At 72.2% G+C, this 25,704-nt stretch carries 24 protein-coding genes; 14 read left to right on the top strand and 10 right to left on the bottom strand.

Going from position 1 to position 25,704, the window contains the following annotated elements; genetic code table 11:
- Positions 1–23: 23 nt before the first annotated feature.
- The gene (locus OG556_RS22870; RefSeq protein ID WP_371518847.1) at positions 24–1,751 is read right to left on the bottom strand and encodes a chitinase; all 1,728 of its coding nucleotides are present in this window, start codon (positions 1,749–1,751) and stop codon (positions 24–26) included.
- A gap of 234 nt (positions 1,752–1,985) precedes the next feature.
- Here OG556_RS22870 and OG556_RS22865 point away from each other — a divergent pair, with 234 nt between their 5' ends.
- Complete coding sequence (locus OG556_RS22865; protein WP_371518845.1) at positions 1,986–5,189, top strand: S41 family peptidase; 3,204 nt, start codon at positions 1,986–1,988, stop codon at positions 5,187–5,189.
- Between the two features lie 35 nt (positions 5,190–5,224).
- Here OG556_RS22865 and OG556_RS22860 read toward each other — a convergent pair whose 3' ends face one another.
- Entirely contained in the window at positions 5,225–5,458 is a 234-nt protein-coding gene (locus tag OG556_RS22860; protein WP_371518844.1) for a hypothetical protein, read from the bottom strand.
- Between the two features lie 173 nt (positions 5,459–5,631).
- Between OG556_RS22860 and OG556_RS22855 the strand changes: the two genes are divergently transcribed.
- The gene (locus tag OG556_RS22855; RefSeq protein ID WP_371518843.1) at positions 5,632–6,438 is read left to right on the top strand and encodes a phosphoribosyl-dephospho-CoA transferase MdcG domain-containing protein; all 807 of its coding nucleotides are present in this window, start codon (positions 5,632–5,634) and stop codon (positions 6,436–6,438) included.
- Positions 6,439–6,485: 47 nt separating this feature from the next.
- On the opposite strand, the gene OG556_RS22850 is transcribed toward OG556_RS22855, so the two are convergent.
- Together OG556_RS22850 and OG556_RS22845 are read right to left on the bottom strand one after the other, a co-directional pair.
- Positions 6,486–6,734 carry a hypothetical protein gene (locus OG556_RS22850; protein ID WP_371518841.1) on the bottom strand — a complete coding sequence of 83 codons (249 nt, stop codon included), beginning with the start codon at positions 6,732–6,734 and terminating at the stop codon, positions 6,486–6,488.
- Positions 6,731–6,865 (bottom strand): hypothetical protein, encoded by a 135-nt coding sequence (locus tag OG556_RS22845; RefSeq protein ID WP_371518840.1) that lies wholly within the window; start codon positions 6,863–6,865, stop codon positions 6,731–6,733. Before OG556_RS22845 ends, OG556_RS22850 begins: the two co-directional genes overlap by 4 nt.
- A gap of 315 nt (positions 6,866–7,180) precedes the next feature.
- Between OG556_RS22845 and OG556_RS22840 the strand changes: the two genes are divergently transcribed.
- The 8 genes from OG556_RS22840 (at position 7,181) to OG556_RS22805 (ending at position 11,904) form a co-directional block, all read left to right on the top strand.
- Positions 7,181–7,384, top strand: coding sequence for a DUF397 domain-containing protein (locus tag OG556_RS22840; protein WP_371518839.1), 204 nt, complete (start codon positions 7,181–7,183; stop codon positions 7,382–7,384).
- A gap of 282 nt (positions 7,385–7,666) precedes the next feature.
- Positions 7,667–7,981 carry a hypothetical protein gene (locus tag OG556_RS22835; RefSeq protein ID WP_371518837.1) on the top strand — a complete coding sequence of 105 codons (315 nt, stop codon included), beginning with the start codon at positions 7,667–7,669 and terminating at the stop codon, positions 7,979–7,981.
- Complete coding sequence (locus OG556_RS22830; RefSeq protein WP_371518835.1) at positions 7,905–8,426, top strand: DUF6879 family protein; 522 nt, start codon at positions 7,905–7,907, stop codon at positions 8,424–8,426. The genes OG556_RS22835 and OG556_RS22830 overlap by 77 nt, the downstream gene beginning before the upstream one ends.
- A gap of 27 nt (positions 8,427–8,453) precedes the next feature.
- Positions 8,454–9,302: a helix-turn-helix domain-containing protein gene (locus tag OG556_RS22825; protein ID WP_371518833.1), complete on the top strand. Its 849-nt coding sequence runs from the start codon at positions 8,454–8,456 to the stop codon at positions 9,300–9,302.
- 184 nt (positions 9,303–9,486) lie between these two features.
- The gene (locus OG556_RS22820; protein ID WP_371518831.1) at positions 9,487–9,906 is read left to right on the top strand and encodes a hypothetical protein; all 420 of its coding nucleotides are present in this window, start codon (positions 9,487–9,489) and stop codon (positions 9,904–9,906) included.
- Positions 9,907–9,989: 83 nt separating this feature from the next.
- Positions 9,990–10,559: a hypothetical protein gene (locus tag OG556_RS22815; protein ID WP_371518830.1), complete on the top strand. Its 570-nt coding sequence runs from the start codon at positions 9,990–9,992 to the stop codon at positions 10,557–10,559.
- A complete protein-coding gene (locus OG556_RS22810; protein ID WP_371518827.1) occupies positions 10,523–11,368 on the top strand; it encodes a hypothetical protein in 846 nt (281 codons plus the stop codon). Before OG556_RS22815 ends, OG556_RS22810 begins: the two co-directional genes overlap by 37 nt.
- Positions 11,365–11,904, top strand: a complete 540-nt coding sequence (locus OG556_RS22805; protein ID WP_371518825.1) for a GNAT family N-acetyltransferase — start codon at positions 11,365–11,367, stop codon at positions 11,902–11,904. Before OG556_RS22810 ends, OG556_RS22805 begins: the two co-directional genes overlap by 4 nt.
- Here the strand turns inward: OG556_RS22805 and OG556_RS22800 are convergent.
- The 4 genes from OG556_RS22800 to snpA (OG556_RS22785) all read right to left on the bottom strand — a co-directional run bounded on the left by OG556_RS22800 (position 11,894) and on the right by snpA (OG556_RS22785) (position 16,657).
- The gene (locus tag OG556_RS22800) at positions 11,894–13,969 is read right to left on the bottom strand and encodes a phosphocholine-specific phospholipase C (RefSeq protein WP_371518822.1); all 2,076 of its coding nucleotides are present in this window, start codon (positions 13,967–13,969) and stop codon (positions 11,894–11,896) included. The genes OG556_RS22805 and OG556_RS22800 overlap by 11 nt on opposite strands.
- Before the next feature lie 207 nt (positions 13,970–14,176).
- A complete protein-coding gene (locus tag OG556_RS22795; RefSeq protein ID WP_063349277.1) occupies positions 14,177–14,836 on the bottom strand; it encodes a pentapeptide repeat-containing protein in 660 nt (219 codons plus the stop codon).
- A gap of 214 nt (positions 14,837–15,050) precedes the next feature.
- The gene (gene snpA / locus OG556_RS22790; protein WP_371518820.1) at positions 15,051–15,674 is read right to left on the bottom strand and encodes a snapalysin; all 624 of its coding nucleotides are present in this window, start codon (positions 15,672–15,674) and stop codon (positions 15,051–15,053) included.
- Between the two features lie 341 nt (positions 15,675–16,015).
- Positions 16,016–16,657, bottom strand: coding sequence for a snapalysin (gene snpA / locus OG556_RS22785; protein ID WP_371518817.1), 642 nt, complete (start codon positions 16,655–16,657; stop codon positions 16,016–16,018).
- A 260-nt stretch (positions 16,658–16,917) separates the two neighbouring features.
- Between snpA (OG556_RS22785) and OG556_RS22780 the strand changes: the two genes are divergently transcribed.
- Positions 16,918–17,892: a LysR family transcriptional regulator gene (locus OG556_RS22780; protein WP_363619979.1), complete on the top strand. Its 975-nt coding sequence runs from the start codon at positions 16,918–16,920 to the stop codon at positions 17,890–17,892.
- Between the two features lie 58 nt (positions 17,893–17,950).
- On the opposite strand, the gene OG556_RS22775 is transcribed toward OG556_RS22780, so the two are convergent.
- A complete protein-coding gene (locus OG556_RS22775) occupies positions 17,951–19,141 on the bottom strand; it encodes a low temperature requirement protein A (RefSeq protein WP_371518816.1) in 1,191 nt (396 codons plus the stop codon).
- A gap of 453 nt (positions 19,142–19,594) precedes the next feature.
- Entirely contained in the window at positions 19,595–21,298 is a 1,704-nt protein-coding gene (locus OG556_RS22770; protein ID WP_371518814.1) for an ABC transporter family substrate-binding protein, read from the bottom strand.
- Between the two features lie 344 nt (positions 21,299–21,642).
- On the opposite strand from OG556_RS22770, the gene OG556_RS22765 reads away from it, so the two are divergent.
- From OG556_RS22765 to OG556_RS22755, 3 genes are read left to right on the top strand one after another with little or no spacing between them, the layout of a single operon-like run.
- Entirely contained in the window at positions 21,643–22,623 is a 981-nt protein-coding gene (locus OG556_RS22765) for an ABC transporter permease (RefSeq protein ID WP_350882603.1), read from the top strand.
- A gap of 16 nt (positions 22,624–22,639) precedes the next feature.
- A complete protein-coding gene (locus OG556_RS22760) occupies positions 22,640–23,569 on the top strand; it encodes an ABC transporter permease (protein WP_371518812.1) in 930 nt (309 codons plus the stop codon).
- Positions 23,566–25,647, top strand: a complete 2,082-nt coding sequence (locus tag OG556_RS22755; RefSeq protein ID WP_371518810.1) for a dipeptide ABC transporter ATP-binding protein — start codon at positions 23,566–23,568, stop codon at positions 25,645–25,647. Before OG556_RS22760 ends, OG556_RS22755 begins: the two co-directional genes overlap by 4 nt.
- Positions 25,648–25,704 lie beyond the last annotated feature (57 nt).

The following is a 25,704-nucleotide window of genomic DNA, read 5'->3' as shown; positions in this document are numbered from 1 at the left end:
GCACGGTTCCCACCGGAGTCACCTCAGCGGCGGAAGTAGCCGTCGAAGTTCTTGGAGAACTCCCGGCCGCCGAACTGGTCCCAGTTGACGGACCAGGTCATCAGCCCGCGCAGGTTCGGCTGGGCGCCCGCACGCGGCACGTACGAACCGCAGTTGGCCAGCTTGGTGAGGCAGTCCAGGGCCTTGTTCACCTCGGCCGGGGCGACGTAGCCGTTGCCGGCGTTGGTGGTGGCCGGCATGCCGATGGCCACCTTGGAGGCGGGCAGCGGCGGGAACACGTTGTTCGTGTTGCCCGCCACCGGGAAGCCGTTGAGCAGCAGGTCGGTCATCGCGACGTGGAAGTCGGCGCCGCCCATCGAGTGGTACTGGTTGTCCAGGCCCATGATGGAGCCGGAGTTGTAGTCCTGGACGTGCAGCAGGGTGAGGTCGTCGCGCAGCGCGTAGATGACCGGCAGGTACGCCCCGGCGCGCGGGTCCTGGCCGCCCCAGGGGCCGGAACCGTAGTACTGGTAGCCGAGTTGGACGAAGAAGGTCTCGGGCGCCATGGTCAGCACGAAGCCCGGGCCGTACTTGGCCTTGAGGGTCTTCAGCGCGGAGATCAGGTTGACGATGACCGGGCTCGTCGGGTTCTTGAAGTCGTTGTCACCGGTGTTGAGGGAGAGCGAGTGCCCCTCGAAGTCGATGTCCAGGCCGTCCAGGCCCCACTTGTCGATGATCGCCGAGACCGAGCTGACGAAGGTGTCGCGGGCGGCGGTGGTGGTCAGCTGGACCTGGCCGTTCTGGCCGCCGATCGAGATCAGCACCTTCTTGCCCTGGGCCCGCTTGGCGGCGATGGCGGCCTTGAAGTCGGCGTCGGACTCCACGGTCGGGCAGTCGGTGACGGAGCAGCGGTTGAACCGGATGTCGCCGGAGGTGACGGAGGTCGGCTCCCCGAAGGAGAGGTCGATGAAGTCCCAGGAGTTCGGGACGTCGGCCATCCGGGTGTAGCCGGCGCCGTTGGCGAAGCTGGCGTGCAGGTAGCCGACCAGGGCGTGGCTGCCGGGCGGCGGCGGGGTGGTCGGGGTGCCGGTGGGGGTCCCGGTCGGGGTTCCCGTCGGCGTCCCGGTCGGGGTGCCGGTGGGCGTGCCCGTCGGGGTGCCGGTCGGGGTGCCGGTGGGCGTCGCGGTCGGCGTGGGCGTCGGTGACCCGGTGGGCGTCGGCGTCGGGCTGGGGGCGCCCGGCCCGTCCAGCGAGACGTCGTCCGCGTAGTAGGTGCCCTGGCCGTACCAGCCGTGGGTGTAGACGGTGGCGCTGGTCTGGGTGGCGCCGGTGGTGAAGCTGAGGCTGAGCTTCTGGTAGCCGCCGCCGGTGCCGGGGGTCCAGGTGCTGGGGCCGCCGCCGTCGACGCCCAGGTAGACGTACGAGCCGTTGACGTACGCGCTGAGCGTGTAGGTGGTGCTGGGGGCGACGGCGACGGTCTGGCCGCACTGGGCGGTGTCGCCCGCGGTGGCCGCGGCGGCGAGGGCGTAGCCGCCCCCGTGCACCGGGCTGGTGACGACGCTGCCGGAGTTGCCGGTGCAGCTCCAGGGGCCGAGCGAGCCGGACTCGAAGCCGCCGTTGACCAGGAACTCGCCGGCCGAGGCGGCGGGCGCCAGGCCCAGGGTGACACCGACCAGGGTGGCCGCGGCGACGGCGGAGGCGGTGCCGGCGGCGAGCAGGGTGCGGGACTGCTTCCGGCGGACGGGGGCGGGTGCGGGTGTGGTTCTGCGCATGCGGGGGCTCCTGCGATGGCGCGGTCGTGGGGGACGTCCGAGGGCACGCCGGAGCACGCGCCAGTGGGGGGGAACGGCCCGGCCTGGCACCCAAGTTGGACTAGACCACTGAAGTGGATTCGACACTGCGGTGTCAATGGTCCAGACCGGTCCGAGGCCTACGCGCCGGCCGCCCGGCAGCCCCGACGGGCCGCCCCGGTTGCCGGGGGTGACACCCCGTCGAAGGATGGAGGGGTGACCCCGCCCGGCTACCTCCGCCACCCCCACCTGCACGGCGGGCTGCTCGCCTTCACCGCCGAGGACGACGTCTGGATCGCCCCGCTCGACGCCGACGGCGCCACCGGCCGGGCCTGGCGGGTCAGCTGCGACCGCACCCGGGTCAGCCACCCCCGCTTCTCCCCCGACGGCCGCACCCTCGCCTGGACCAGCTGGCTGAACCTGACCCCCGAGGTGTGGACCGCCCCCGTCGAAGGCGGCGAGGCCGAACGGCTCAGCCACTGGGGCAGCCAGGACACCCGGGTGCGCGGCTGGCTGCCGGACGGCGAGGTACTGGCCGTCACCTCCTACCACGAGCCGTTCGGCCACTACACCTGGGCGCACGCCCTGCCGCCCGACGGCTCCCCCGGCCGCCGGATGCCCTGGGGCCCCGTCGGCGACGCCCAGATGAGCCGCGAACGCACCGTGCTGCTCACCGGCGCCGCCCCGCACGAGCCCGCCGCCTGGAAGCGCTACCGGGGCGGCGCCACCGGCCGGCTCTGGGCGGACGGCGAACAGATCCTGGCCGGCCACCCCGGCCACCTCGCCTCACCCATGCCCGTCGCCGGGCGGATCGCCTTCCTCTCCGACCACGAGGGCATCGGCAACGTCTACTCCTGCCGCCCCGACGGCACCGACCTGCGCCGGCACACCGACCACGCCTCCTACTACGCCCGCGAGGCCGCCACCGACGGCACCCGGATCGTCTACCAGCACGCCGGCGACCTCTGGCTGCTGGACGACCTGGACGCCCCCGCCCCGCGCCGGCTCGCCGTCCCGCTCGGCGGCGCCCGGGCCGGCCGCCGCCCGTACCAGGTCAGCGCCGCCTCCCAGGTCAAGGACCTGGCCTGCGACCAGAGCGGCCGGGCCGGGGTGATCACCGTGCGCGGCAGCCAGTACTGGCTCACCCACAAGGACGGCCCGGCCCGCGCGCTCGCCGACACCCCCGGGGTGCGGACCCGGCTGCCGGTGATCCTCGGGCACACCGGCGAGGCCGCCTGGATCACCGACGCCGAGGGCGCCGACGCGATCGAGGTGATGCCGCTGCCGGGGCACGAGGAAACGGAGAAGCACCGCCACCGGGTGCTCGCCGCCGACCGGATCGGCCGCGTCCTGGAACTCACCGCCTCCCCCGACGGCGCCCACCTCGCCGTCGCCGCCTCCGACGGGCGGCTGCTGCTCGTCGCCGCCGCCGACGGCGCCGTCCGCGAACTCGCCGCCTCCGGCTACGGTCCGGTCTCCAGCGCCCGCTTCTCCCCCGACTCGCACTGGATCGCCTGGTCCCAACCGGTGGCCGGGCGCTCGCTGCGCCGGATCCGGCTCACCCGCACCGAAGCACCCGGGCCGGTCACCGAAGTCACCGACGGCCGCTTCGAGGACGAGCAACCGGTGTTCACCCGGGACGGCCGCTACCTGGCCTTCCTGTCCTGGCGCGGCTTCGACCCCGTCCACGACGTGCACACCGGCGACCTCTCCTTCCCACTCGGCTGCCGCCCCTACCTCGTCCCGCTCACCGCCGACACGCCGTCCCCCTTCGCCGCGCCCGCCGAGGACGGCGCCCCGCGCGGCAACGGCGGCGGCGACGGCACCGTCCACGTCGACCCGCAGGGCATCGGCGAGCGGCTGCTCCAGTTCCCGGTGATCGCCTCCAAGTACTCGGCCACCGACGCGGTGCGCGGCGGCCTGGTCTGGCTGCGCTGGCCGATCTCCGGCACCCTCGGGCAGACCTTCGCCAGCCCCGACGACACCTCCGGCCGCCCCTCGATGGAGTACTTCGACCTCGCCCGGGGCACCCGCACCACCCTGGTCGACAAGCTGGACGGCTACGCCGTCTCCGGGGACGGCGGCTCCATCGCGGTCTACTCCGCCGGGACCCTGCGGATCGTCCCGGTCACCGGCGGCGCCGGCAGCACCGTCGACCTGCGGCGGATCACCCACACCGTGCACCCCGCCGCCGAGTGGCGCCAGGCCTACCACGAGGCCGCCCGGATCGTCCGGGACCAGTTCTGGGACGAGCGGATGTCCGGCCTGGACTGGCCCGCCCTCACCGCCCAGTACGAGCCGCTGCTGGAGCGGGTCTGCTCACCCGACGACTTCGCCGACCTGCTGCGCGAACTCCTCGGCGAACTCGGCACCTCGCACGCCTACGTCACCCCGTCCCGGCGCGCCGAAGGGCCCTCGCTCGGCCAGCAGCCGCTCGGCCTGCTCGGCGCCAACGCGCACCGCTCCCCCGACGGGCGCTGGCTGGTCGAGCGGGTACTGCCCGGCGAGACCTCCGACCCGCGCGCCCGCGCCCCGCTCGCCGCCCAGGGCGTCCGGGACGGCGACGAACTGCTCGCCGTCGGCGGCCGCCCGGTGGACCCGGTGCGCGGCCCGCTGCCACTGCTGGCCGGCACCGGCGGCACCACCGTCGAACTCGCCCTGCGCGGCAACCCCGACGGCCCGGTACGGCGGATCACCGTCACCCCGCTGACCGACGAACGGGCCGTCCGCTACCAGGACTGGGTGGCCAAACGCCGCCTCCTGGTCCGGGAGTTCAGCGACGGCCGGTGCGGCTACCTGCACATCCCGGACCTCGGCGGCTCCGGCTGGGCGCAGTTCAACCGCGACCTGCGGCGCGAACTGGACAAGCCCGCACTCGTCCTGGACGTGCGCGGCAACGCCGGCGGCAACGTCTCCGAACTCGTCCTGGAGAAACTCACCCGGCACGTCCTCGCCTGGGACTTCGGCCGGGACCGCCAGCCGGTCCGCTGGCCCCGGCACGCACTGCGCGGCCCGCTCGTGGCGCTCGCCGACGAGGCGACCAGCTCGGACGGCGACGTCGTCATCGCGGCGATCAAGCTGCTCGGCCTCGGCCCCGTCGTCGGCAACCGGACCTGGGGCGGGGTCGTCGGGATGACCGGGCGGCACACCCTCGGCGACGGCACCCGGATCTCGGTGCCCAAGAACGCCTCCTGGTTCGAAGGCGGACTCGGCTGGTCGGTGGAGAACCGCGGCGTCGAACCGGACGTGCACGTGCTGCGCACCCCGCGCGACTGGGCCCGCGGGCGCCACCCCGAGCTGGTCGCCGCCGTCCAGCTGGCGCTGGACCTGCTGGAGGACGCGCCCGCCGCGGCTCCCCCGCCGGAGGACACCCCCCGGCCGGACCTGCGGCGCCCGCCGCTGCCGCCACGGGCGCGGTGACCTGGGGGCTTGGGGCTCAGGGGTTTTCTGGGGTTTCAGCCCCAGGGGTCGCCCTCGGCCGTCATGTTCTCGGCCGCGCGCCGGTCGGCCTCCTCCTGGACGGCACGGGCACGCCGCTCCGACTCGCGGGCCTCCTGGGTCTCGCGGGCCCGCTCGATCTCCGGGCTGTACGCGTCCGCGGCCTCGTCGTGGGCGATGGCGGCACGCTCAGCGGCGTCCTGCCCGGGCGCCTCGTGCGCCTTGTGGTGGAACCTGTCGAAGATTCCCATGACTCCTCCTCCGGACGGATACCGGGCTTCCCCCACTCTCACACCGGGCACCCGGAGCCGCACGTTGAGCCTTTGGTCCCTGGTGAACGCGCCCAACGGCCGTGGCGCGGAGGCGGGCACCCGGCGCAGATTGGAGCCGTCGGCCGAACTGACGCCACCGTCTGGAGCCCACCGTGACCGTCGTACCTTCCGCCCGCCAAGCCCGTCGCACCGCCGAGGACCCCCACGACGGGCCGCGCCGGCGGGTCGGGCCGCTGGCCGCGCTGGACGGGCGGCTGCCCGGCACCCACGACCTGCTGCTGATGCAGTGCCCCAGTTCGCTGCACCCGCTGGCGGGCGGCGAACTGCCGGACTGGGCGCGGGCCGTCCTGCGGGTGCACCCGTGGGTGACAGTCGGCCGGGCCCCCTCCCTGCTCGGCACCCCAGCGGACGTGCCGCACCCGCAACGCTGCACCCGGGACCCGGAGGCCGCGCCCGAACAGTGGATCCCGGTGATCGTGCGCGGACCCCGCCCCGGGCAGCGGCTGGACGCCCTGGCGCCCTGGGCTGCGGTCGCCCGGACACTGCGCCCCGAACAGCTGGCCGGGCGGTGCGGGCGGCTGGCCCCCGAGCGGGTCGCCGGAATCCCGGCGCTGGCCCTGCTGCCGGCGGTCGGCCGGATCGTCGCGGACCATCGGCTGTCCTGGGGTCCGATCGGCGCGGTCGGCTACGAACTGGGCACCGGCCTACCGGTCGCCGGGCCGCTGAGCCCGCTGCGACTGGTCCTGCGCACCCCGCACCCGATCAGCCGCCGGGACGCGCTGCAACTGCGGCGGGCGCTCAGCAGGCTGCCGGTCCCGGTGCAGGCCGAACTGGAGACCCGCTACGGCTCGGTCCAGCTCGCCGAGTACGCGGCCTCGCCGTACACCCTCACCCTGCTGACGCCGGACGGGCCCCGGGAGGTCCGCGATCCGTGGTTCCCGCGCGGCCCGTTCGTCTGAGCCCTCATGTCGGTCGGGCCGGTCGGGCCGGCTGGGCGGCCGGGGCCCTACGCATCAGGCCGAGGATCGCGCGGCCCGACCTCGGCCTCACGGTTCACCACCTTCCGGACCTTCCGGCGACCGAGGACGACCAGCGGATCCTCGAACGGCTGGTTCGCCAGGTAGCCCGCAGACCAGGCGACGCCCCACCGGGAGCAGTTCGGGCAGTTCCACGTCCGTCCGGCGGCGTTGGCGTCGTTGAGCAGATCGACCGGGGCACAGCAGTCCGGTGCGGGACAGGAGGGGTGGTCGGTCATCGGCGGCGGTCCCGGCTGAGTCGCCGCAGGGTGGCCCACCGGATGAGGGGCTCCTCGTCGGTCGTCCCGCCCTCGGCCGACTCGCCGGCCTGCGGACGGTGGAGCGGCCCGGCCAGGGGCTTCTTGCTCACCACGACTGACTCCGTTCCGTATCTTGATGACTACCCTGGGTCGCCACTGTCCTCTAGCATTGGACGTCCTTCAACCTCTCAAACGTGCCTGGAGAGTGGCTCATGACCAAGGACGAGCCGGCCCCTGGCTCGTCTCCAGCCGCCGAGTTCGGCACGTTCCTCCGCAGCTCACAAGAGGAACGGGGTTGACGGCAGGAGGATCCGGCGAGCGCCATCGGCCATTCACCCACGCACGCGTCGGCCGTGGAAACCGGCCGACGTCACCCAACAGAACGCCTGGCACGCGAAATTGACAAGGCCTTCGGGGGACCTGCCGTGACTGCCGAGCCTCAGTGGTTCAAGTCCTCGCACAGCAGCAACGGAGGCGACTGCATCGAGGCTGCGGGGAACCTGATCGCATCCGACACCGTCCCCGTCCGAGACAGCAAGGACACCGAGGGCCCGGCCCTCCCCTTCCCGGCCGAGGCCTGGCAGTCCTTCGTCTCCGCCCTCCGAGCCGGCGAGTTCGGCACCGCCTGACACGGACTCCCACGCACATGCGTGGTTCGTGCATCAAACTGCCCGAATGAAACAGGATTCCCGATCACAGCGGCTGAGCCCCGGCCCAGGGCTCGATCCCGCAAATCGCGGACGAACCCTGACTGACACGGTTTCGGCGTCCTTCGGACCTGCGCCCCACAGTCGCAGCGGCGCTGCGGACAGCCAGAACGTCCATGCTGAAACGCGCCCTTGACGCTCCGTCGTGTCCCGCGAAACGGTGGCATGCAAAACCGCGCAACCGACTTGGCACGGGAGGGCACCATGACCCTACGGTTCGGCGGGATCGACCCCAACACCGGCAAGGACGAGAGCCCGATGGTGTGGGTGGACGACGAGGAGAAGGAGCTGGTCCTTCAGGGCTGGAGGCCTGGCGGGGCCCTGCTGACGAAGATCGGCAGCACGGAGTGGGTGCCCGGCCACTCCGCCGGTATCCCCGACCACGAGAACGTGACCCGCATCCCGCTGCGCATGGCGGGGATCATCAGGAAGGCGCTCGACGATGCAGAACGTGCCGGACTTCTCGGCGATGCTGAGGCAGGCCCACAGGTCGGCGGTCCATCTGGAGCTGAGGGATAGCTACGGGATCGCCGGCGAGGTGGAGGAATTCGCGGAGTTCCTGCGCACTGGCCACGTCGACACCGACCCGGAATCCGAAGGATGGTCCGGCTGGGTTGCGCAGATCCGGGAGGCAGTCGCCCGCGGCGTGGTCGTGCGCCGCGCCCGCATCGTCTCCGAGCCGGTCACCGACTACATCCGGTACGAGCACGCCGGAACGGTCGTGAACCTGGCGGCCGGCGAGCAGGTGCGCTGGCTGCCGCGCCGTCAGGCATCGGACATCGCCTTGCCCGGTAACGACTTCTGGCTGTTCGACGAAACCGTGGTTCGCTTCAACCACTTCACCGGCGACGGAAGTTCTGCCGGTCCCACACTCACTGACGACCCGGCGGTGGCCAAACTCTGCGCCGCCGCCTTCGAGGCTGTCTGGGAGCGCGGTATCCCGCACGAGAAGTACACCGTCTGACCCCGCCTGGATCAGGACCGCCAGCTCATGCCCGTCTCCCCGTCCTCCAGCGCCCAGGAGGCCCGTCTAGCCGTCGCCGCGCGGCTGCGCGAGATCATGCTGGACGCCGGACTCCTCGGGCAGGAGCTGGCGACCCTGTGCGGGTGGAATGGTGCGAAGACCTCCCGCATCATCAATGCCAAGACCGCGCCATCCGACAAGGACATCCGAGCGTGGTGCCGAGCCTGCGGTGCGGACGACCAGGCCGAGGATCTGATCGCCGCCAACCGCGCGGTGGACTCCATGTACGTCGAGTGGCGCAGGCTCACCCGTACCGGCCTTCGTATGCTGCAGGAATCAGCGGTGCCGCTCTACGAGCGCACGCGACACTTCCGCGCCTATTCGTCCCGCGTGGTACCCGGCGTCTTGCAGACCGAGGCGTACGCCACCGCACTGCTCGCCACGGTGGCCGACTTCCGGCGCACCCCCGACGATGTCGCCGAGGCCGTGAAGGCCCGTCTGGCCAGATCCCGTGTCATCCGCACCGGTCACCACCGCTTCGCGATCCTGGTGGAGGAATCCGTCCTGTACTACCGCCTCGGCGGTGTCGAGACGATGGCTGAGCAACTGAAGCACCTGCTGACGGTGATGTCCCTGCCAGCTGTCTCGTTCGGCCTCATCCCTTTCGCCGCAGAGCGCACCATGTGGCCAGTGGAGACCTTCAACGTCTTCGACGATGCAGAAGCCGGGGTGGAGCTGCTCTCGGCCCAGGTGACGCTCACCGCACCCAGCGAAGTCGGCCTCTACGTTCAGGCGTTCGACAGGCTCATGGGATTCGCGGTGCACGGCGCACAAGTGCGGGCCCTGATCACCAGGGCGATCGACTCTCTGGGCTGAAGTTCTGCAAACGGATGCAAGCACGTTAAGCGCCCGAACCTCTGACGGCCAACCTGGTGGTCCGCCGCCCGGCGCGAGGTAATCCGATCCCCCTCGGTTCCGTGGAAACCTGCCGGGCGGCGCACCTTCCCGCACCACTGCTCGCCCGCTCCACGCGAGCAGCGCCAACCCGATGGGAGAGGCCATGAGCACCGCCACCATCAAGTCCATCACCGAATTGAACGAACTGGGCAAGTTCTTCACGATCGCCGCGCGTCGGATCGACGCGGGTCAGGCCGCAGCGGAGATGTTCTCCGCCGCCATCGACAACGCGTGGCACCGGCTTCTCGGCGATCCGGCCGCCCACGAGGCATTCACCATCCGGCACGGCGGACGCAAGCTGACGCACGTCGAGAACGCGGGCGTCGGCTTCATCTCCTGGGTGGGCGCGTACGAGGAGGCGTACGGCCCCCTGCCGGAGACCTGGTTCACCGACGCCGACGGCACGGTCAACACCGTGGCCCTGGCCCGCTACCGCGAGACGGGCAAGGTCTGGGCCGAGTGGGACTGCTCGCCCGCGCCCGGCGACGGCGACGACCTGGTCCCGGCGGCGACCACCCGGTGATCACCGCACCGTCTGACGGAGCGTCCCGGCCGACAGCCGGGGCGCTCCGCCTCACTGAGGCCCGGACGGAGCACCCGGCCGGCGTGGACGTGAGCGGTTATCTCCCCGCCATGCAGCAGTACTGCCCGTTCCTCCGGCCATCCGCAGCGCGCGGCATGACCGGGTGGACCGTTTACGAGATCTCGCCCGACACTCGCCGGTACGCCGTCGAAGCCGAACTGTTCTACGCAGGCGTACAGGCTGCCGAATGGATTCGTCCCCTGATGGCCCGACCCTTCGGCGCGCTGGCCTGCGAGAACGTGGTGCTGATCGGGCAGTGCGCCGACGCCGACCACCGCGAGCTGCTGGCCTGGCCACACTGGGCCTTGAAGAACCTATACGGGCCGGTCGGCGTGATGTTCGGCAAGTTCGTCCAGGGGGCTGCCGAGACCAACAGGGCCGGGCACGACATCCCGCCGGCCCCGTTCTCGTTCCTCCCGGTACGCGCGGCCATCCGTCTCCTGGACCCGAAGCTCCTGACCAGCACGCCCGATCTCGCGGCGGCGGTGGGCGGGGCCGTTGACGGCGGCCACGACGTGTTCGAGCACATCCCTTGCGAGTGGAAGGCAGTAAGAGAATGGGCGAGTTCGCTCCCGAGGCCGCCGAAGCCCTGAAGGTCGCGGAGGCTGCATGCGGGCAGCCGGAGCTGGAGGAGATCAGCAGCCGGCGGGGCTCGTCCGTCTGGAAGGCGACCGGGCCGCGAGGCATCGCGAGCATCAAGGTCGGCACCGGCGGGACAGCCGAGGTCACCGCGCGCGAAGCCTCCGTGCTGGACCAGCTCCCCGGCTACACCGTGACCGCCGGCCGGTTCGACGGCGGCGTCTGGTTCGTCACCCCATGGCTGGCCGGACCGTCCACCTGGCAGGTCTTCCGTCCCGTGCGCAAGGGCGAAGGAGGACGGGACGACGCCCTGGCCGCTGCCGTGGGACTGTGCCGCGCCGTGGCCGTCCTCCACGCCGAAGGATGGGTGCACGGCGACCTCCAGCCCCAGCACGGCATCCACGGTGATGACGGAACCGTGCGCCTCCTCGACTTCGCCTGGTCCCGGAAAGCCGGTACGACTCCGTGGATGACCTTCGACGGCACGATGGTCCACCTCACCGCCCCCGAACTGGCCACCCGGATCATCACGGGCCCCCAACCCGTCGACACGACACGGGCTGCCGACGTCTACGCCCTCGCCGGCACCCTGTGGACGTGCGCCACGGGCCACTGGCCGCTGGACTACGAGTCCGCCGGACTCGGCCGGGGCACGCCGATGAAGGTGATTCGCGAGGCCATCGCCGCCAAAGCCGTCCCTCTCTCCTCTCTGACGCCCTGGCCCGCACTCCAGACCCGGCTGCGGTCCGTCCTGCTGGCCGGGCCCGACGACCGGCCGACCGCCGCCGAGTTGATCACCATGGTGCAGGCGGTGGGCGGGTGATCGTGCTGCGAGAGCTGACCCGGAACGACTCCGCCGCCTTCCAGCGGATCTACAGCCCGGAATCGACCAGGTTCCTCCGCCGAGGCCCGATGGACGCCGCCGAAGCCCGCCGCGCCGCACATGCCTCGGAGTCCTACGCCGTCCAATCCCCGAGTTCGGTCTATGCCTTGGGGATCGACCTCGATGGCGACCTGCTCGGAATCATCAAGCTCCGCCTGGACCGCCCCGTCGCCGCGCTCAGCTACATCCTGCGCGCGGATGCCTGGGGGAAGGGACACGCCACGGAGGCGGTCCGCAGGATTCTTGCCCTGGGCTTCGGCCACCTCGGACTGCCCGAGATACACGCCAAACACCATCCGGACAACCCGGCCTCCGGTCGCGTCCTCCTCAAGGCAGGATTCGTCCCGACCGGTGAGCAGGCCGGATTCACCACCTACGCCGTCCGGCCGCCCCGAACAGCCGGCGCCCTCCGATCACGCACCCGAGGCCCCGCTACCCGAGGGTCGGGGAGCGGGGCCCGGAGCGTCAGCCGGTGACGCTGGGGGTGCCCGTTTCCAGGTGGCCGGTGAAGCGCTGGGACCAGGTGCTGTCGGCGTCGACCGTCACCGTGAAGTCGTACCAGCCGTTGTTGTAGGCCACGGCGTTGAAGAAGTCGGTGACGTTGCCGCCGGCGGGGACCTGGTACGTCCAGGGGCCGTCCGTGCGGTAGTTGTTCGAGGCGATCGTGAAGGTCATCGGCGTCGCACCGGAGTTGGCGAGCTTGAAGTAGACGGCGAGCTTGCCGGTGCCCGGCTCGACCGCGTACGACGCGGTGACGGCCGCGTTCTTGCCGGCCTTGGTGGCGTCGCCCTTGAAGCGGCGCAGGAAGCGGTTGGGGCCGACCACCGTCAGGTCGTAGGGGCCGCCGCCGAAGTTGGTGCCGCAGTTGAAGAAGTCGCTGGTGTTGCCGCCCGGGTCGACGGTGTACTGCCAGGGGCCGCCGCTGCGGTAGGCGTTGGCGTAGGCGGCGAAGTGGGCGGACTTCGCCGCTGCCGCGCCCCCGTTGTCCATCGCGATCCAGACCTTCATCACCCCGCCGGAGCCGAACTCCAGGTGGTCCAGGTTGGCGTTCGGCTGGTACGGCAGGGCGCGGGCCGGCCGGGTGCTGGCCTCCTGGACCGGCAGCTGGTTGTTGACCGGGGCAGGGTTGGGCAGCGGGCCGCACGCCGACAGGCCGATGGTCTGCGAGGTGTCGGGCAGCCCGGGCAGGCCGTAGACCGGGTTGGCGAAGTCGAACGCGCTGGTCAGGTCGCCGCAGACGCGGCGGCGCCAGTCGCTGATGTTCCGGCATTGCGCGGGCGTGCCGAGGGCGGCCGTCCAGGTCTCCAGGAAGCGCAGCACGGAGGTGTGGTCGAAGGTCTCGGAGTTGACCCAGCCGCCGCGGGTCCAGGGCGAGACGGCGATCATGGGGACGCGGAAGCCGAGGCCGATGTTGGTGCCGTTGTAGAACTCGCCCGGGGTACCGGCGGGGGCGGCCGGCGGCGGGACGTGGTCGAAGAAGCCGTCGTTCTCGTCGTAGTTGATGAACAGGACGGACGAGTTGAAGACGTTCGGGTCGGCGTTCAGCGCGTCGATCACCAGGTGGACGAAGTGCGCGCCGTCGGCGGGGGTGGCGTACGGGTGTTCGGAGGAGGCCTGGTCGGGGACGATCCAGGAGACCTGCGGGAGGGTGCCGTTCAGCACGTCGGCCCTGATCGCGGCGGCGATGTCGTCCGGGGTCCGGCCGGTGGCCTTGGGCACCGAGCCCATGCCCTTGACGGCCAGCGGGCTGCCGGCCGGGGCGCCGGAGAACTGGGTGAAGTACGCGAGGGCGTTGTCGCCGTAGTTGTCGGCGGCGTTCTGGTAGACCTTCCAGCTGACGCCGGCGCTCTCCAGCGCCTCGGCGTAGGTCTGCCAGCGCAGGCCCTTCTCGTCGCCGCCGTCGTACGCGGGGCCGCCGGCGCTGCCGGCCGGGTCGATCTGGCCGGACCAGTGGTAGGTGCGGTTGGGGCCGGTCGCGCTGAGCACGGAGCAGTGGTAGGCGTCGCAGATGGTCCAGTTCTCGGCCAGCGCGTAGTGGAACGGGATGTCCTGGCGGGTGAGGAAGCCGAGGGTGCGGACGTTGCCCTTGGCGGCGACCCAGGAGTCCATCTTGCCGCTGTTCCAGGCCTTGTGCTGATCGCTCCAGCCGTGGCTGAGGTCACCGTTGCACTGGGCGAGGCGCTCGGGGTCGGCGCCGCCGGCCGGCTTGGTCTGGCTGAACTGCCACGGGTACTGGCGGCCGAGCAGGCCGTTGGGCTGGTTGAAGACGCTGTAGCCGCCGGCTATCTGGATGGCGCTGCGGTCGGCGAAGCCGCGCACGCCGCGCAGCGTGCCGAAGTAGTGGTCGAAGCTGCGGTTCTCCTGCATCAGGATCACCACGTGCTGCACGTCGTTGATGGTGCCGGTCTGCTGGAGCGTGGCGGTGGAGGCCACCGCGGGCGCGCCGGGGGCGGCCCCTGCGGCGCTGGTGCCGGCCACGGCGAGTCCCGCCGCGGCGGCACCGGACAGCGTGACGAACTTCCTACGACTCAGCTCGGCCATCGGCCCGGCCCGTCCCTTCAGTGGCGATCTGGCGATGTTGTGTACACAAGTCGGGGCTCATCGATCGCGCAGCATCTTCCACCCCGGCCGGAGGCGCCCACCAGATGCGCGCGGCAGGGTTGGCGGACTGTTCGTCCGGGTGTCACCGAGCGACGCCGGGCTGAACGGGCGGCGGAAACGCCGGGGAGGGACGGAGCGGGCGGCTGGTCAGCGGTCCTTGACCTCGATTCCCAACGCCTGGGCGAACTGCGGCGCCAGCTCCAGCAGTTGGGTGGAGCTGATGACCGCGCCGCGCAGCCCCTGGTGGCCGTCCGCGAGTCCGAGCCGGGCGGCCCCGCGCAGGTCGGTCTTCTTCAGGGTGGCACCGCGCAGCCGGACCTCCTCCAGCGTGGAGCCGGGGAAGGACACCTCGGTCAGCTTGGCCTCGCCGAAGTCCACGTCGCGCAGCAGGCAGTCCTCGAACACGACGTCCCGCAGCACGGCCGCCCGCAGGTTGACCGCCTCCAGCTTGCAGCCGCGGAACACCACCCGGCGCAGTGCCGAGCCGTATCCGGCGACCCCGGCCAGCACGCCGCCGACGAAGGCGCTGTCCTGCCACTCGGTGTCGCTCAGGTCGCAGGCCACCCAGCGGCCGGCCTGCACCCAGACCTCGTTGAAGCGGGCCTGGCGCAGCTTGACCCCGCTGAGCGCGACCCCGGTGAAGGCGCACTCCAGGAACGCCGCCCCGGCCGCCGACTCGTCGGTGTGCTCGCCGCCGTCGAAGTGCGTGGTGTCGTAGCGCTCGTCGCTGCGCAGCCGCCCGGTGTGGGGGCGGAGCAGGTCCGCGTACGGCAGGTCGGTGAGCTGGTCGGGGGCGGAACGCGGCATGGCGGCGGCACCTCACGGTCGGGGGCGAACGGGTCTCGCCCGCATGCTCGCACGCGGCACCGACAACGCCCCGGACCACAACGCCTCGGACCACAACGCCCCGGACGGCAACACCTCGGACGACAGCCCGCCGAAGGGCGACGACCTCCGGACGACGGCGCCCCGGCCCGGCCGCTGCGGACTGCGGCCGGACCGGGGTGCGCCTGCCGGACGATCAGCCGCGCGCCCAGAGGGAGTTGACGCGGCTGCGCTCGGTGCTGTTCGGGTACGGGTTGGTGCAGGAGGTGCCGGGGCCGCCGCCGGACATCAGCTCGCTGCACGGGCCGGAGTAGTGGTCCGGCAGGCCGAGCACGTGCCCGGTCTCGTGCGCGGTCACCCGGACCGAGTTGTACTGCCGGTTCTGCTGGTAGTCGAGGAAGACGTAGCCGCGCCCGTGGCCGTCGGTGCTGGCGTAGGAGCCGCGGCTGTCGTTGCCCTCGTAGTACGAGAAGTCGCCGCCCGAGCCGGCCCGCAGTTGGACGTTGCTGACCGAGCTGTTCCAGATCTGCGCGGCGTTGGCGATCTGGGTGCGGAAGCTCGGTGCGGAGCTGGCGTCGTAGGTGACGACGACGGTCGCCAGGTTCGGGCTGGCGGCCTGCTTGGCCTTGGCGGAGGCCATCACGGCCTGGAAGAACGCCTGGTTGTTCGCGGCCTCGGCGGCCGAACCGGCGTACGTCGAGGCGGTGTAGCCCTGGACGGCCGGGCCGGGGGTGGCCGCGGACGCGGCGGTGGCGGGCAGCACGGCAAGACCGGCCGCGAGGGCCAGGCCGAGGGTCGCGGACAGCACGGATCGCTTCATGTGGGGGCTCCGATTCCGGTGGTGCCGTGGCCGGTTGGGGGCCGGCCCTGGGGGACACCTGGTCAGCGGGTGATGTCCCCAGAGCTTCGGACAGCCCGGTGGGCGGGCGGATGATGTCAACCCGCGATAGCTTTGATCAATACCCCTTGCCGCAAAGGGATTTGAGATGTCTTTAACCGGCCTTGACTCGCGCGTGCCCCTGGCATTCCGCTCCACCGGCGGTTAGGCTCCCGATCGGGGAAGCAACCGAGCGGCGGGCCGCCCGATTCCGGCCGGGCGGCCCGCCGCACCCGAAGGGCATCGGCAACTTCCCTGCTGCCGCGACGAGTTGTCAGGCTCCCCTAGTTCAGGGACTCGACGCCGTTCGACCAGAGGCTGTCGACCTGGCCGCGCTCGTTGCTGTCGGGGTAGGGGTTGGTGCAGGACGGGCCGGGGCCGCCGCCGGACATCAGCTCGCTGCACGGGCCGGAGTAGTTGTCGGGCAGGCCGAGCACGTGCCCGGTCTCGTGCGCGGTGACGCGCAGCGAGCTGTACTGCTGGTTCTGCTGGTAGTCGAGGAAGACGTAGCCGTGGCCGTGGCCGTCGGTGCTGGCGTAGGAGCCGCGGCTGTCGTTGCCCTCGTAGTAGGAGAAGTCGCCGGTGCCGCTGCTCGCCTGGAGCTGGACGTTGCTGACCGAGCTGTTCCAGATCTGCGCGGCCTGGGATATCTGACTGGTGAAGGAGGGCGCGCTGGCGGTGTCGTAGGTGACGGTGACGGTCTGCAGCCACGGGTTGGCCGCCTGCTTGGCCTTGGCGGAGGCCATCACGGCGTGGAAGAACGCCTGGTTGTCGGCGGCCTCGGCGGCCGAGCCGGCGTACGTCGAGGGCGTGTAGCCCTGGACGGCCGGGCCGGGGGTGGCCGCGGACGCGGCGGTGGCGGGCAGCACGGCGAGACCGGCCGCGAGGGCCAGGCCGAGCGCGGTGGACAGCACGGATCGCTTCATGTGGGGGCTCCGGATTCGCGGTACGCCGAACCGCCGGGGCCGGTGGGGGCCGGACACGGCTGCGGCGACGGTGGGGGCGCCCCGGTGGGGCCGGGGCGGATTCGCTGTCCCTGAGCTTCGACCCGCCCGGGCCCGCGGCGGATGATGTCAACCGGCGATAGCTCCGCCGCATACCGGCGGGGCCCGCAGCGCGCCCTCCTGCCGCGTTTTGTTCTGTCATGTCCTTGGCGATACGGCCGGGTGGCGTCTATGCTCCGGGCGTGGAGCTCGACGTGAGACACCTCCGGGTGGTGTGCGCTATCGCCGACACCGGCAGCCTCCGCAAGGCCGCGCTCCAGCTCGGCATGACCCAACCCTCCCTCACCACCCAGCTGCACCGCATCGAACGGGCCATCGGCGGCACCCTGTTCACCCGCGAGCAGACCGGCAGCCGGCCCACCGCGCTCGGCCACTCGGTGCTGTCCCGGGCCCGGCCGGTGATCACCGAGATGGCCGCGCTGGTGGCCGCCGCCCGCCAGGAGGCCCGCGACGCGGCCGGCCCCGGGCGGCAGCGCCGGCTGCGGATCGGCAGCGTCGGCAGCCGGGCGGTCGCCGCCTGGCTGCGCCGGGTGCACGAACGGCTGCCGGACACCGACACCACCATCCACGTCGACGTCTCGGCCAGCGCCCTGCTGCGGATGGTCGCCGCCGACCAGCTGGACGTGGCCTTCGTCTACGAGAGCGAGGGCTTCCCGTTACGGGTGCCGCCGGACGCCGAGCACCGGGTGCTGATGGCCCGTGAGCCCCAGTTCGTCGCGCTCGCCGCCGGACACCCGGCCGCCGCCCGCCCGGTCGTCCACCTGACCGACCTCGCCGAGGACACCTGGATGGTCGACCCGACCGCCGACCACGAGTACGCGGCGATGCGCCGGGTGTTCAGCGACGCCGGGCTCAACCCCCGGGTGGTCCAGGTGCGGGACAACGCCACCGCCGCCGAACTGGTCGCCTCCGGCGAGGCCGTCCGCCCCTGCCAGCCGACCTCCGCCCCCGGGCCGGGCACGGTGGTGCGCCCCGTGCACGGGGACCCGCTGGCCGTCCGGCTGCTGCTCACCTGGCGCCCGCGCGCGCTCAGCCAGCCCGCGTTGGACGCGCTGTACGGCGAACTGCGCGCCGCCTACCTGGACCTGGCCAAGGTCAACCCGGCCTACCTGGCCTGGCTGGCCCGGCACGAGCCGATCCTGCTGGACTGCGCCTGAGCACCGCCTTCCCGCTCGACCGGCGGACGACGGCCGGGCGCCCGAGAATCGGCCCCCGTCAGCCCTCCCGGCTGTGCAGCAGCAGACCCACCGCCACGGTCAGCGCGCAGACCAGGCCCGCCGCCAGCACACCGGAGCCCCCGAACGCGGTGCAGGCCAGCACCAGCACCGCCGCGGTCGGGGCCAGCGCCTGCGCCAGGCCGGTCTTGGTGTGCCGGGAGTGCAGCAGCCAGACGGTGAGCAGGTAGAGCGCGGTGGGCACGGTGACCGTCGCGGTGGCGGCCGTCGCGGAGATCTCCGCCTGGTGCACGGCCGACTCCACCGCCACCTCCAGTCCGGCGCCGATCGCGGCGGCCGACCCGAACACCAGGTAGTGGCCGTACCCCCAGACGAAGGCCTGCCGACTGGAGTGCAGGTGCTCGTGGACCGACCGGGCGAAGTAGATCCACCAGGCCGCGAAGCAGATCAGCAGGCCGCCGACCGCCACCGGCAGCAGCCGGCCCAGCTCCTCGTGCTCGTCCACCGCCGACTGCACCGCGACCGTCGCGGCCGCCACCGTCTCGCCGAGCACGATCAGGGTGAACAGCCCGTACCGCTCGGCGATGTGGTGCGGGTGCCAGGAGGTCTGCTTCCGCAGTTCGGCGACCACCGGCACGGCCAGCTCGCACAGCACCCCGAGCGGGATGACCTCCGGCCGGGCGGCGTCCGGCAGCAGCAGCACCACCACCCAGCCCACCTGGCAGAGCGCGATCCCGACCGCGTACCGCACGGCGACCCGGCGCGCCTCGCCCTGCTCGCTGGCCGCCGCCCGCAGCCACTGGGTGACCATCGCCAGGCGCATCACCACGTACCCGGCGATCGACAGCGTCAGGTCCTGGGTGGCGAACAGCCGTGGCACCCCGGCCGCGAGGACCAGCACCCCGGCGATCTGCACCAGCGTGGTGACCCGGTACGGCACGTCGTCGCAGTCGTACGCGGAGGCGAACCAGGTGAAGTTCATCCAGGCCCACCAGATGGCAAAAAAAGCGATCGAGTAGCCGCGCAGGCCGTCGCCGTAGTGCCCGGCCGCCAGGGAGTGGGCGAGTTCGCGCCCGGCCTGGCCGACGGCGACCACGAAGCAGAGGTCGAAGAAGAGTTCCAACGGGGTCGCGACCCGGTGCGGCTCGTCCCGGTCGCGCGGGACCATCCGGCGCACCGGGGGCGGGTCGACGGGGCGCGGGTGGGGGGCGGCGGCGGATTCGCTGGCCATCGGTGCTGCTCCGGGGTCGGGAGGGGCTGGCTGTCCCGCGCATCCTGGCAGCGGCCCGGGCCCCGCGCACGCACCGGCGCGACGGGCGCAGCGGTTCGTGGTCCCGGGATCGATTGCGCCTTTCGTCCCCTTTTTTCCTTGCCGTCAGCCGTAGTTGACGCCCCGGTGCGCGAACCGGGTGACAGCGCGGCGGGTTTCCGGGCGCGCCCCGCGCGCTGCGCCGCGGCCGGCCGGACGGCCCCGCTAGATTCGTCCCCGGTTGGAAGCGAGCGCGGGCCTTGCGGGGCCCCACGACACGGGCGGCCTGCGGGCAACGCGGAAGGTCAAGGCCGGTGGCAGGAGAGCGGGGGCGGCAGAGCCGACCTTCCCGTGTCCGTGCCACCGGCCTCGTGATCACCGCGCTGCTCGCCAGCGCCTGCCACCCGGTCGCTCTCGCCGCGTCCGCGGCGGGGGCTACTTCTCCCAGCCGACCTTGGCGTAGTCCTCCCCGGCCAGGCCGAAGGCGCCGTAGTTGGCGAGGCCCTTGCGCGTCGCCACCACGGTCGGCCGCTGGTAGAGCTCGACGGTGTGGCCGAGCTCCCAGATCTTCGCGTCGGCCTGGTTGTAGAGCTTCGCGGCCTCCACCGGGTCGACCGTCCCGGCCGCCTTCTTGAGCAGGTCGTCGACCTCCTGGCTGCCGATCCGCGAGGGGTTGTTGAAGGTGTTGTCCCCCACCGGCAGGCGGAAGTTGCCCAGGCTCTTGGAGAGCGGGAACGAGTCGGTGTTGCGCCAGCTCGCGATCTCGAACTTGCCCGGGTTCACGTACTTGGTGAAGAAGTCGTTGGCGGGCACCTTGTCCAGGCTCACCTTGACCCCGGCCTGCAGCCACATCGCGGCGGCGGCGGTCGCCAGGTCGATCTGGGCCTGCGGGGTGGACTCGTTGACCGTCCAGTGCAGTTGCAGCGACTGGCCGTCCTTGGTGCGCGGCTGGCCGGCGCCCGCCTCCTTCCAACCGGCGTCGTCCAGCAGCTTCTTGGCGGCAGGCACGTCGAACTTCGCCCACTCGCCCGAGTTGTCCTGGTAGCCGGTCTGGTTGGGCATGAAGATGTGGTTGCCGAGCGGCTTGAACTCCACCGGCACGCCGTTGTTGGCGATCTTGATCAGCGCGGACCGGTCGAGCGCCTTGCCGAGCGCCTGGCGGACCTTCTGGTCGGCCAGCGCGCCGCCGGAGCCGAAGGAGATGTGCACCTCGTCCCACGGGCTGGCGGCCCGGATCGCGGTGTCCTTGGCGTCCTTGAGCTGCCCGTACGCGGCGGCGGTGCCGGCCGTGGCGAGGTCGATCTCGTTGTTGAGGTACGACTGGGTGGTCGCGGACTGGGTCATCACCCGGAAGGTGATCTTGTCCGCCTTGGCCCTGGTGCCCCACCAGGACGGGTCCGGGACGAGCGTGAGGGTCTGCGCCGTCTTGTCCGCCACGCCGACCTTCAGCGCGCCCGCGGTGATCGGGATCTTCTCCACCCAGCCCTTGTTGAAGTCGTCCGGGGTCGCGATGCCGGCCGCCGGGATCAGCGGGCGGAACAGGTTCTGCCAGTCCGCGTACGGCTCGGAGAAGGTGACCTTCACCTCGCTCGGGTCGGCCCCCTGCTCGACGGCGGAGATCTGCTCGTAGCCGGACGGGTCGGCGATGTTGTACGCCGGGTCCTTGCCGTTGCTGGCCTGCCAGTCGGCCTTGAAGTCCAGGTAGCTGAGCGGCTTGCCGTCCGACCACTTGGCCTTGGGGTTGAGCTTGTAGGTGATCACCTCGGGCGAGGCCGAGGTGACCTTGGCGTCCAGCAGGTAGTCGGCGTTGGGCTGGAAGGTGCCGGAGGCGTCCGTGTTGAAGAGCGACGGCTCCAGGGCGCGCATGATCGAGACCGCGTCGCCGTAGGTGCCGTCCACCTGGAACGGGTTCCACTGGGTGATCCACTGGTACAGCGGGAACCGCACCTCGCCGCCGTCCTTGACCTGGTCCAGCGGCTTGGCGTTGATGTCCTGGGAGTCCTGCCGGGGCGGCTCGCTCTTCGCCACCTTGTCGGCCGAGCCGCCCCCGCCCGAGGTGCACGCGGTGACCGCCAGCGCGACGGCGACGGCGAGGGCCGTCGCCCGGCCGAGGCGGCGGGCCGTGGTGGAAGCGTCCATGGAGTCCCCCTGGTGAGGTCTTCGAAACGGGCGGTAACGGGCAGTTGTGCCGCGTGAGGTGTGGCGGGGCTTGAGCGTGGGCAGCCAAGTCGGCACCGGGCCAGCAGAACGTAACAGCCGATCAGTTCCGTCACCAGGGGGAGGACCGCACGCCTGATCCAGAAGTCATCCGCGGCAACACTGCCGCAACACCCCGGCCGCGCACCGCTGCCAGACTCTGACCTGCGCTTTCCCCGTACCGCCCGTCCCCCTGCCGTCCGAAGGCCTGAACGGGCCCCGACCGAAGGCCACCACCCGATGCCCACCAGACGCGTCGGCCCCTCCCCCACCCCGGGCGGCCGTTGATGCTCCGTTACCTGGCGAAGCGCCTGAGCTACTACGCGGTGCTGCTGATCGCCGCCGTCTTCCTGGCGTACGCGATCTCCGCGACCGCCCTCCAGCCGCGCACCTACTTCGACGCCAAGGTGCCCCGCCCGGCCGCCGAGTCGGTCGAGCGCCAGCTCACCGCGCTCAACCTGAACGACCGCACCCCGGTCGTCGAACGCTTCGGCCACTGGGCCGACGGACTGCTCCACGGCGACCTCGGCCGGACCATCCACGACACCCCGGTCACCGACGACTTCGGCCGCCGGGTCTGGGTCTCGCTGCGGCTGCTGCTGCTCGGCAGCCTGCTCGGCATCGTCCTCGGCATCGCCGCCGGGGCCTGGAGCGCCGTCCGCCAGTACCGGATCTCCGACCGGCTGCTCACCGTGCTCTCCTTCGTCCTGCTCTCCACCCCGGTCTTCCTGGTCGCGCTGTTCCTCAAGAACGGCGCCATCGCCGCCAAGGACGCGGCCGGCCACGACGTCATCCCGTTCACCGGCTACGAGACCCCCGGACTGACCGGCGGCCTCGGCGCCCACCTCGCCGACTGGGCGCTGCACCTGCTGCTGCCCACCATCTCGCTCGCGCTCGGCGGCCTCGCCACCTACAGCCGCTACCAGCGCGGCACCATGCTCGACGTGCTCGGCTCCGACTACCTGCGCACCGCCGAGGCCAAGGGGCTCACCCGCCGCCGGGCGCTGGTCAAGCACGGGCTGCGGACCGCGGTGATCCCGATGTCGACCATGTTCGCCTACAGCTTCCTGGGCATCTTCACCGGCGCGATCTTCACCGAGACGATCTTCGGCTGGCACGGCATGGGCGAGTGGCTGATCCAGTCGATCAACGAACAGGACGTCAACTCGGTCGTCGCCGTCAACCTGTTCACCGCCGTCGTCGTCCTCGCCTCCGGCTTCCTCGCCGACACCCTGCACGCCGCCCTCGATCCGCGCGTGCGGTCCTGACCGGAGGTGAACTGACGTGACCACCGTCGCCGTGGAACCGGCCGCCCCGGCCGCCGCCCCCCGCACCACCGGCCGGGCCCGGCTCGTCCTCGCCTGGCTGCTGGCCGCCCGCGGGGCCGTCGCCGGAGCCGTGATCGTCCTGCTGCTGTTCGCGCTCGCCTTCGGCGGGCCGTACCTCACGCCCTGGGACTACGCCGCCCCCGACTTCGGCGCGCTGCACCAACCGCCGTCCGCCGAACACTGGTTCGGCACCAACGGGATCGGCCAGGACGTCTTCGCGCAGACCGTCCGCGGCCTGCAGAAGTCGCTGGTCATCGGCCTGCTGGTGGCGCTGTTCTCCACCGTGCTGGCCTCCCTGGTCGGCGCCTGCGCCGGCTACTTCGGCGGCTGGGCCGACCGCGCGCTGATGTTCGCGGTGGACCTGCTGCTGGTCTTCCCCAGCTTCCTGATCATCACCATCGTCTCGCCCCGGCTGAAGAGCGCCGGCTGGATCGCCTTCGTGCTGCTGCTCGCCCTGTTCAACTGGATGATCACCGCCCGGGTGGTCCGCTCGATGACCATCTCGCTGCGCGAGCGCGAATTCGTCCGCGCCGCACGGTTCATGGGAGTGCGGCCGCTGCGGATCATCACCCGCCACATCCTGCCGAACGTCGCCTCCTTCCTCATCATCGACGCCACCATCGCGGTCGGCGGCGCCGTGATGAGCGAGACCGCGCTCTCCTACTTCGGCTTCGGCGTCAAACCGCCGGACGTCTCGCTCGGCACCCTGCTCGCCGCCGGGACCAGCGAAGCCCCGGTGTTCCCCTGGCTGTTCTACTTCGCCGCCGGGCTGCTGGTGCTCTTCGTCCTCGCCGTCAACCTGATCGGCGACGGGCTGCGCGACGCCCTCGACCCCACCGCCGGGGGCGCGCCCCGCCGCCGCTCCGCCCGGAGGAAGAAGCCGTGACCACCACCGTCGACACCCCCCTGCTCGCCGTCAGCGACCTGCGGGTGGACTTCGCCGGGCCGCACGGCCCCGTCCCCGCCGTCCGCGGGGTGGACCTCACCCTGCGGCGCGGCGAGACCCTCGGCATCGTCGGCGAGTCCGGCTCCGGCAAGTCCGTCACCGCGCTGTCCGTCCTCGGGCTGCTGCCGAGGACGGCCGGCGTCCAGGGCTCGGTGCGACTGGACGGGCGGGAACTGGTCGGGCTGCCCGGCAAGGAGCTCGCCGCGATCCGCGGCCGCCGGATCGCCATGGTCTTCCAGGACCCGCTGTCCGCCTTCACCCCGGTCTACCGGATCGGCGACCAGATCGCCGAGGCCGTCCGCATCCACCAGCGGGTCGACCGGGCCGCCGCCCGCCGCCGGGCCGCCGAACTCCTCGACCTGGTGGGCATCCCGGCCCCCGAACGGGCCCTGGACAGCTTCCCGCACGAGTTCTCCGGCGGCATGCGCCAGCGCGCGATGATCGCCATGGCGATCGCCAACGACCCCGACATCCTGCTCGCCGACGAGCCGACCACCGCGCTGGACGTCACCATCCAGGCCCAGGTGCTGGACGTGCTGCGCACCGCGCAGCGGGAGACCGGCGCGGCCCTCGTCCTGGTCAGCCACGACCTCGGGGTGATCGCCGGGATGGCCGACCGGGTCGCGGTGATGTACGCGGGGCGGGTGGTCGAGACCGCCGGGGTGGACGAGCTGTTCGCGGCCCCGCGCCACCCGTACACGCTCGGCCTGATCGGCGCGGTGCCCCGGCTGGACGGGCTCGGCGGCCCACTCGTCCCGATCCCCGGCGCACCCGCCCCGATGGCCGACCTGCCGCCGGGCTGCCCGTTCGCCGCCCGCTGTCCGCTGGCGGAGGAGCGCTGCTCGACGGCGGAGCCGGAACTGGCCGGGGGCGACGGCCACCTGGCGGCCTGCGTCCGGTCGGCGGAACTGGCCGAGCGGCGGCCCGCGCCGGCCGACGTCTACCCGGTGCCGGCGCTTCCGGCCCCGTCGGCCGCTCCGGAGATCCGGGGTGGCCTGGGGGACCGGAGCTCGCGGGCGCCGGTGCTGGCGGTGAGCGGCCTTGGCAAAACGTTTCCGCTCCTCAAGGGCACGGTGTTCAAGCGCCGGGTCGGCGAGGTCTACGCGGTGGACGGCGTCGACCTGGACCTCCGGGAGGGCGAGACCCTCGGCCTGGTCGGGGAGTCCGGCTCCGGCAAGTCCACCACGCTGTTCGAACTGCTGAACCTCGCCGCCCCCGAGACCGGCCGGATCGAACTGCTCGGCCACGACACCGCCGAGCTCTCCCGCGCCGAGGCCCACCGGCTGCGCGCCCGACTGCAGATCGTCTTCCAGGACCCGATGGCCAGCCTCGACCCGCGGATGCCGATCGGCGACATCATCGCCGAACCGCTGCGCGCCCAGCACGCCGCCCGCGAGGAGATCGCCCGCCGGGTGCCCGAACTGCTGCACCAGGTCGGCCTCGACCCGGACCACGCCGCCCGCTACCCGCACCAGTTCTCCGGCGGGCAGCGCCAGCGCGTCTCCATCGCCCGGGCCCTGGCCGTCCGGCCGAAACTGCTGGTCCTGGACGAACCGGTCTCCGCCCTGGACGTCTCCATCCAGGCCGGGGTGCTCAACCTGCTGCAAGCGCTCAAGGCCGAACTCGGCCTCTCCTACCTGTTCGTCTCGCACGACCTCTCGGTGATCCGGCACCTCGCCGACCGGGTCAGCGTCATGTACCTCGGGCGGACGGTCGAACAGGGCGAGGTCTCCGCCGTCTTCGACCGGCCCCGGCACCCGTACACCCGCGCCCTGCTCTCCGCCGTCCCGCTGCCCGACCCCGCCGCCGAGCGCGCCCGCGACCGCATCCTGCTCGCGGGCGACCCGCCCTCCCCCACCGAGCGCCGCACCGGCTGCTCCTTCCGCACCCGCTGCCCGGTGTACGCCAGCCTCGCCGACCCGGCCGCCCGCACGCGGTGCGAACAGGAGCGGCCCGCGCTCCTCGGCGACACCCCCGCGCAGGACCACCAGGCGGCCTGCCACTACCCGGAGTCGTAGCCGGCCGCCTGCGATCGCCCGCAGTGATCGCCGCATGTGATCACTGCAGGCGATCAC

Source organism: Kitasatospora sp. NBC_01300 (assembly GCF_041435235.1).
Lineage (GTDB): Bacteria > Actinomycetota > Actinomycetes > Streptomycetales > Streptomycetaceae > Kitasatospora.
The sequence above is the reverse complement of the archived record's forward strand: the minus strand, read 5'-3'. Positions and strand labels throughout refer to the sequence as shown.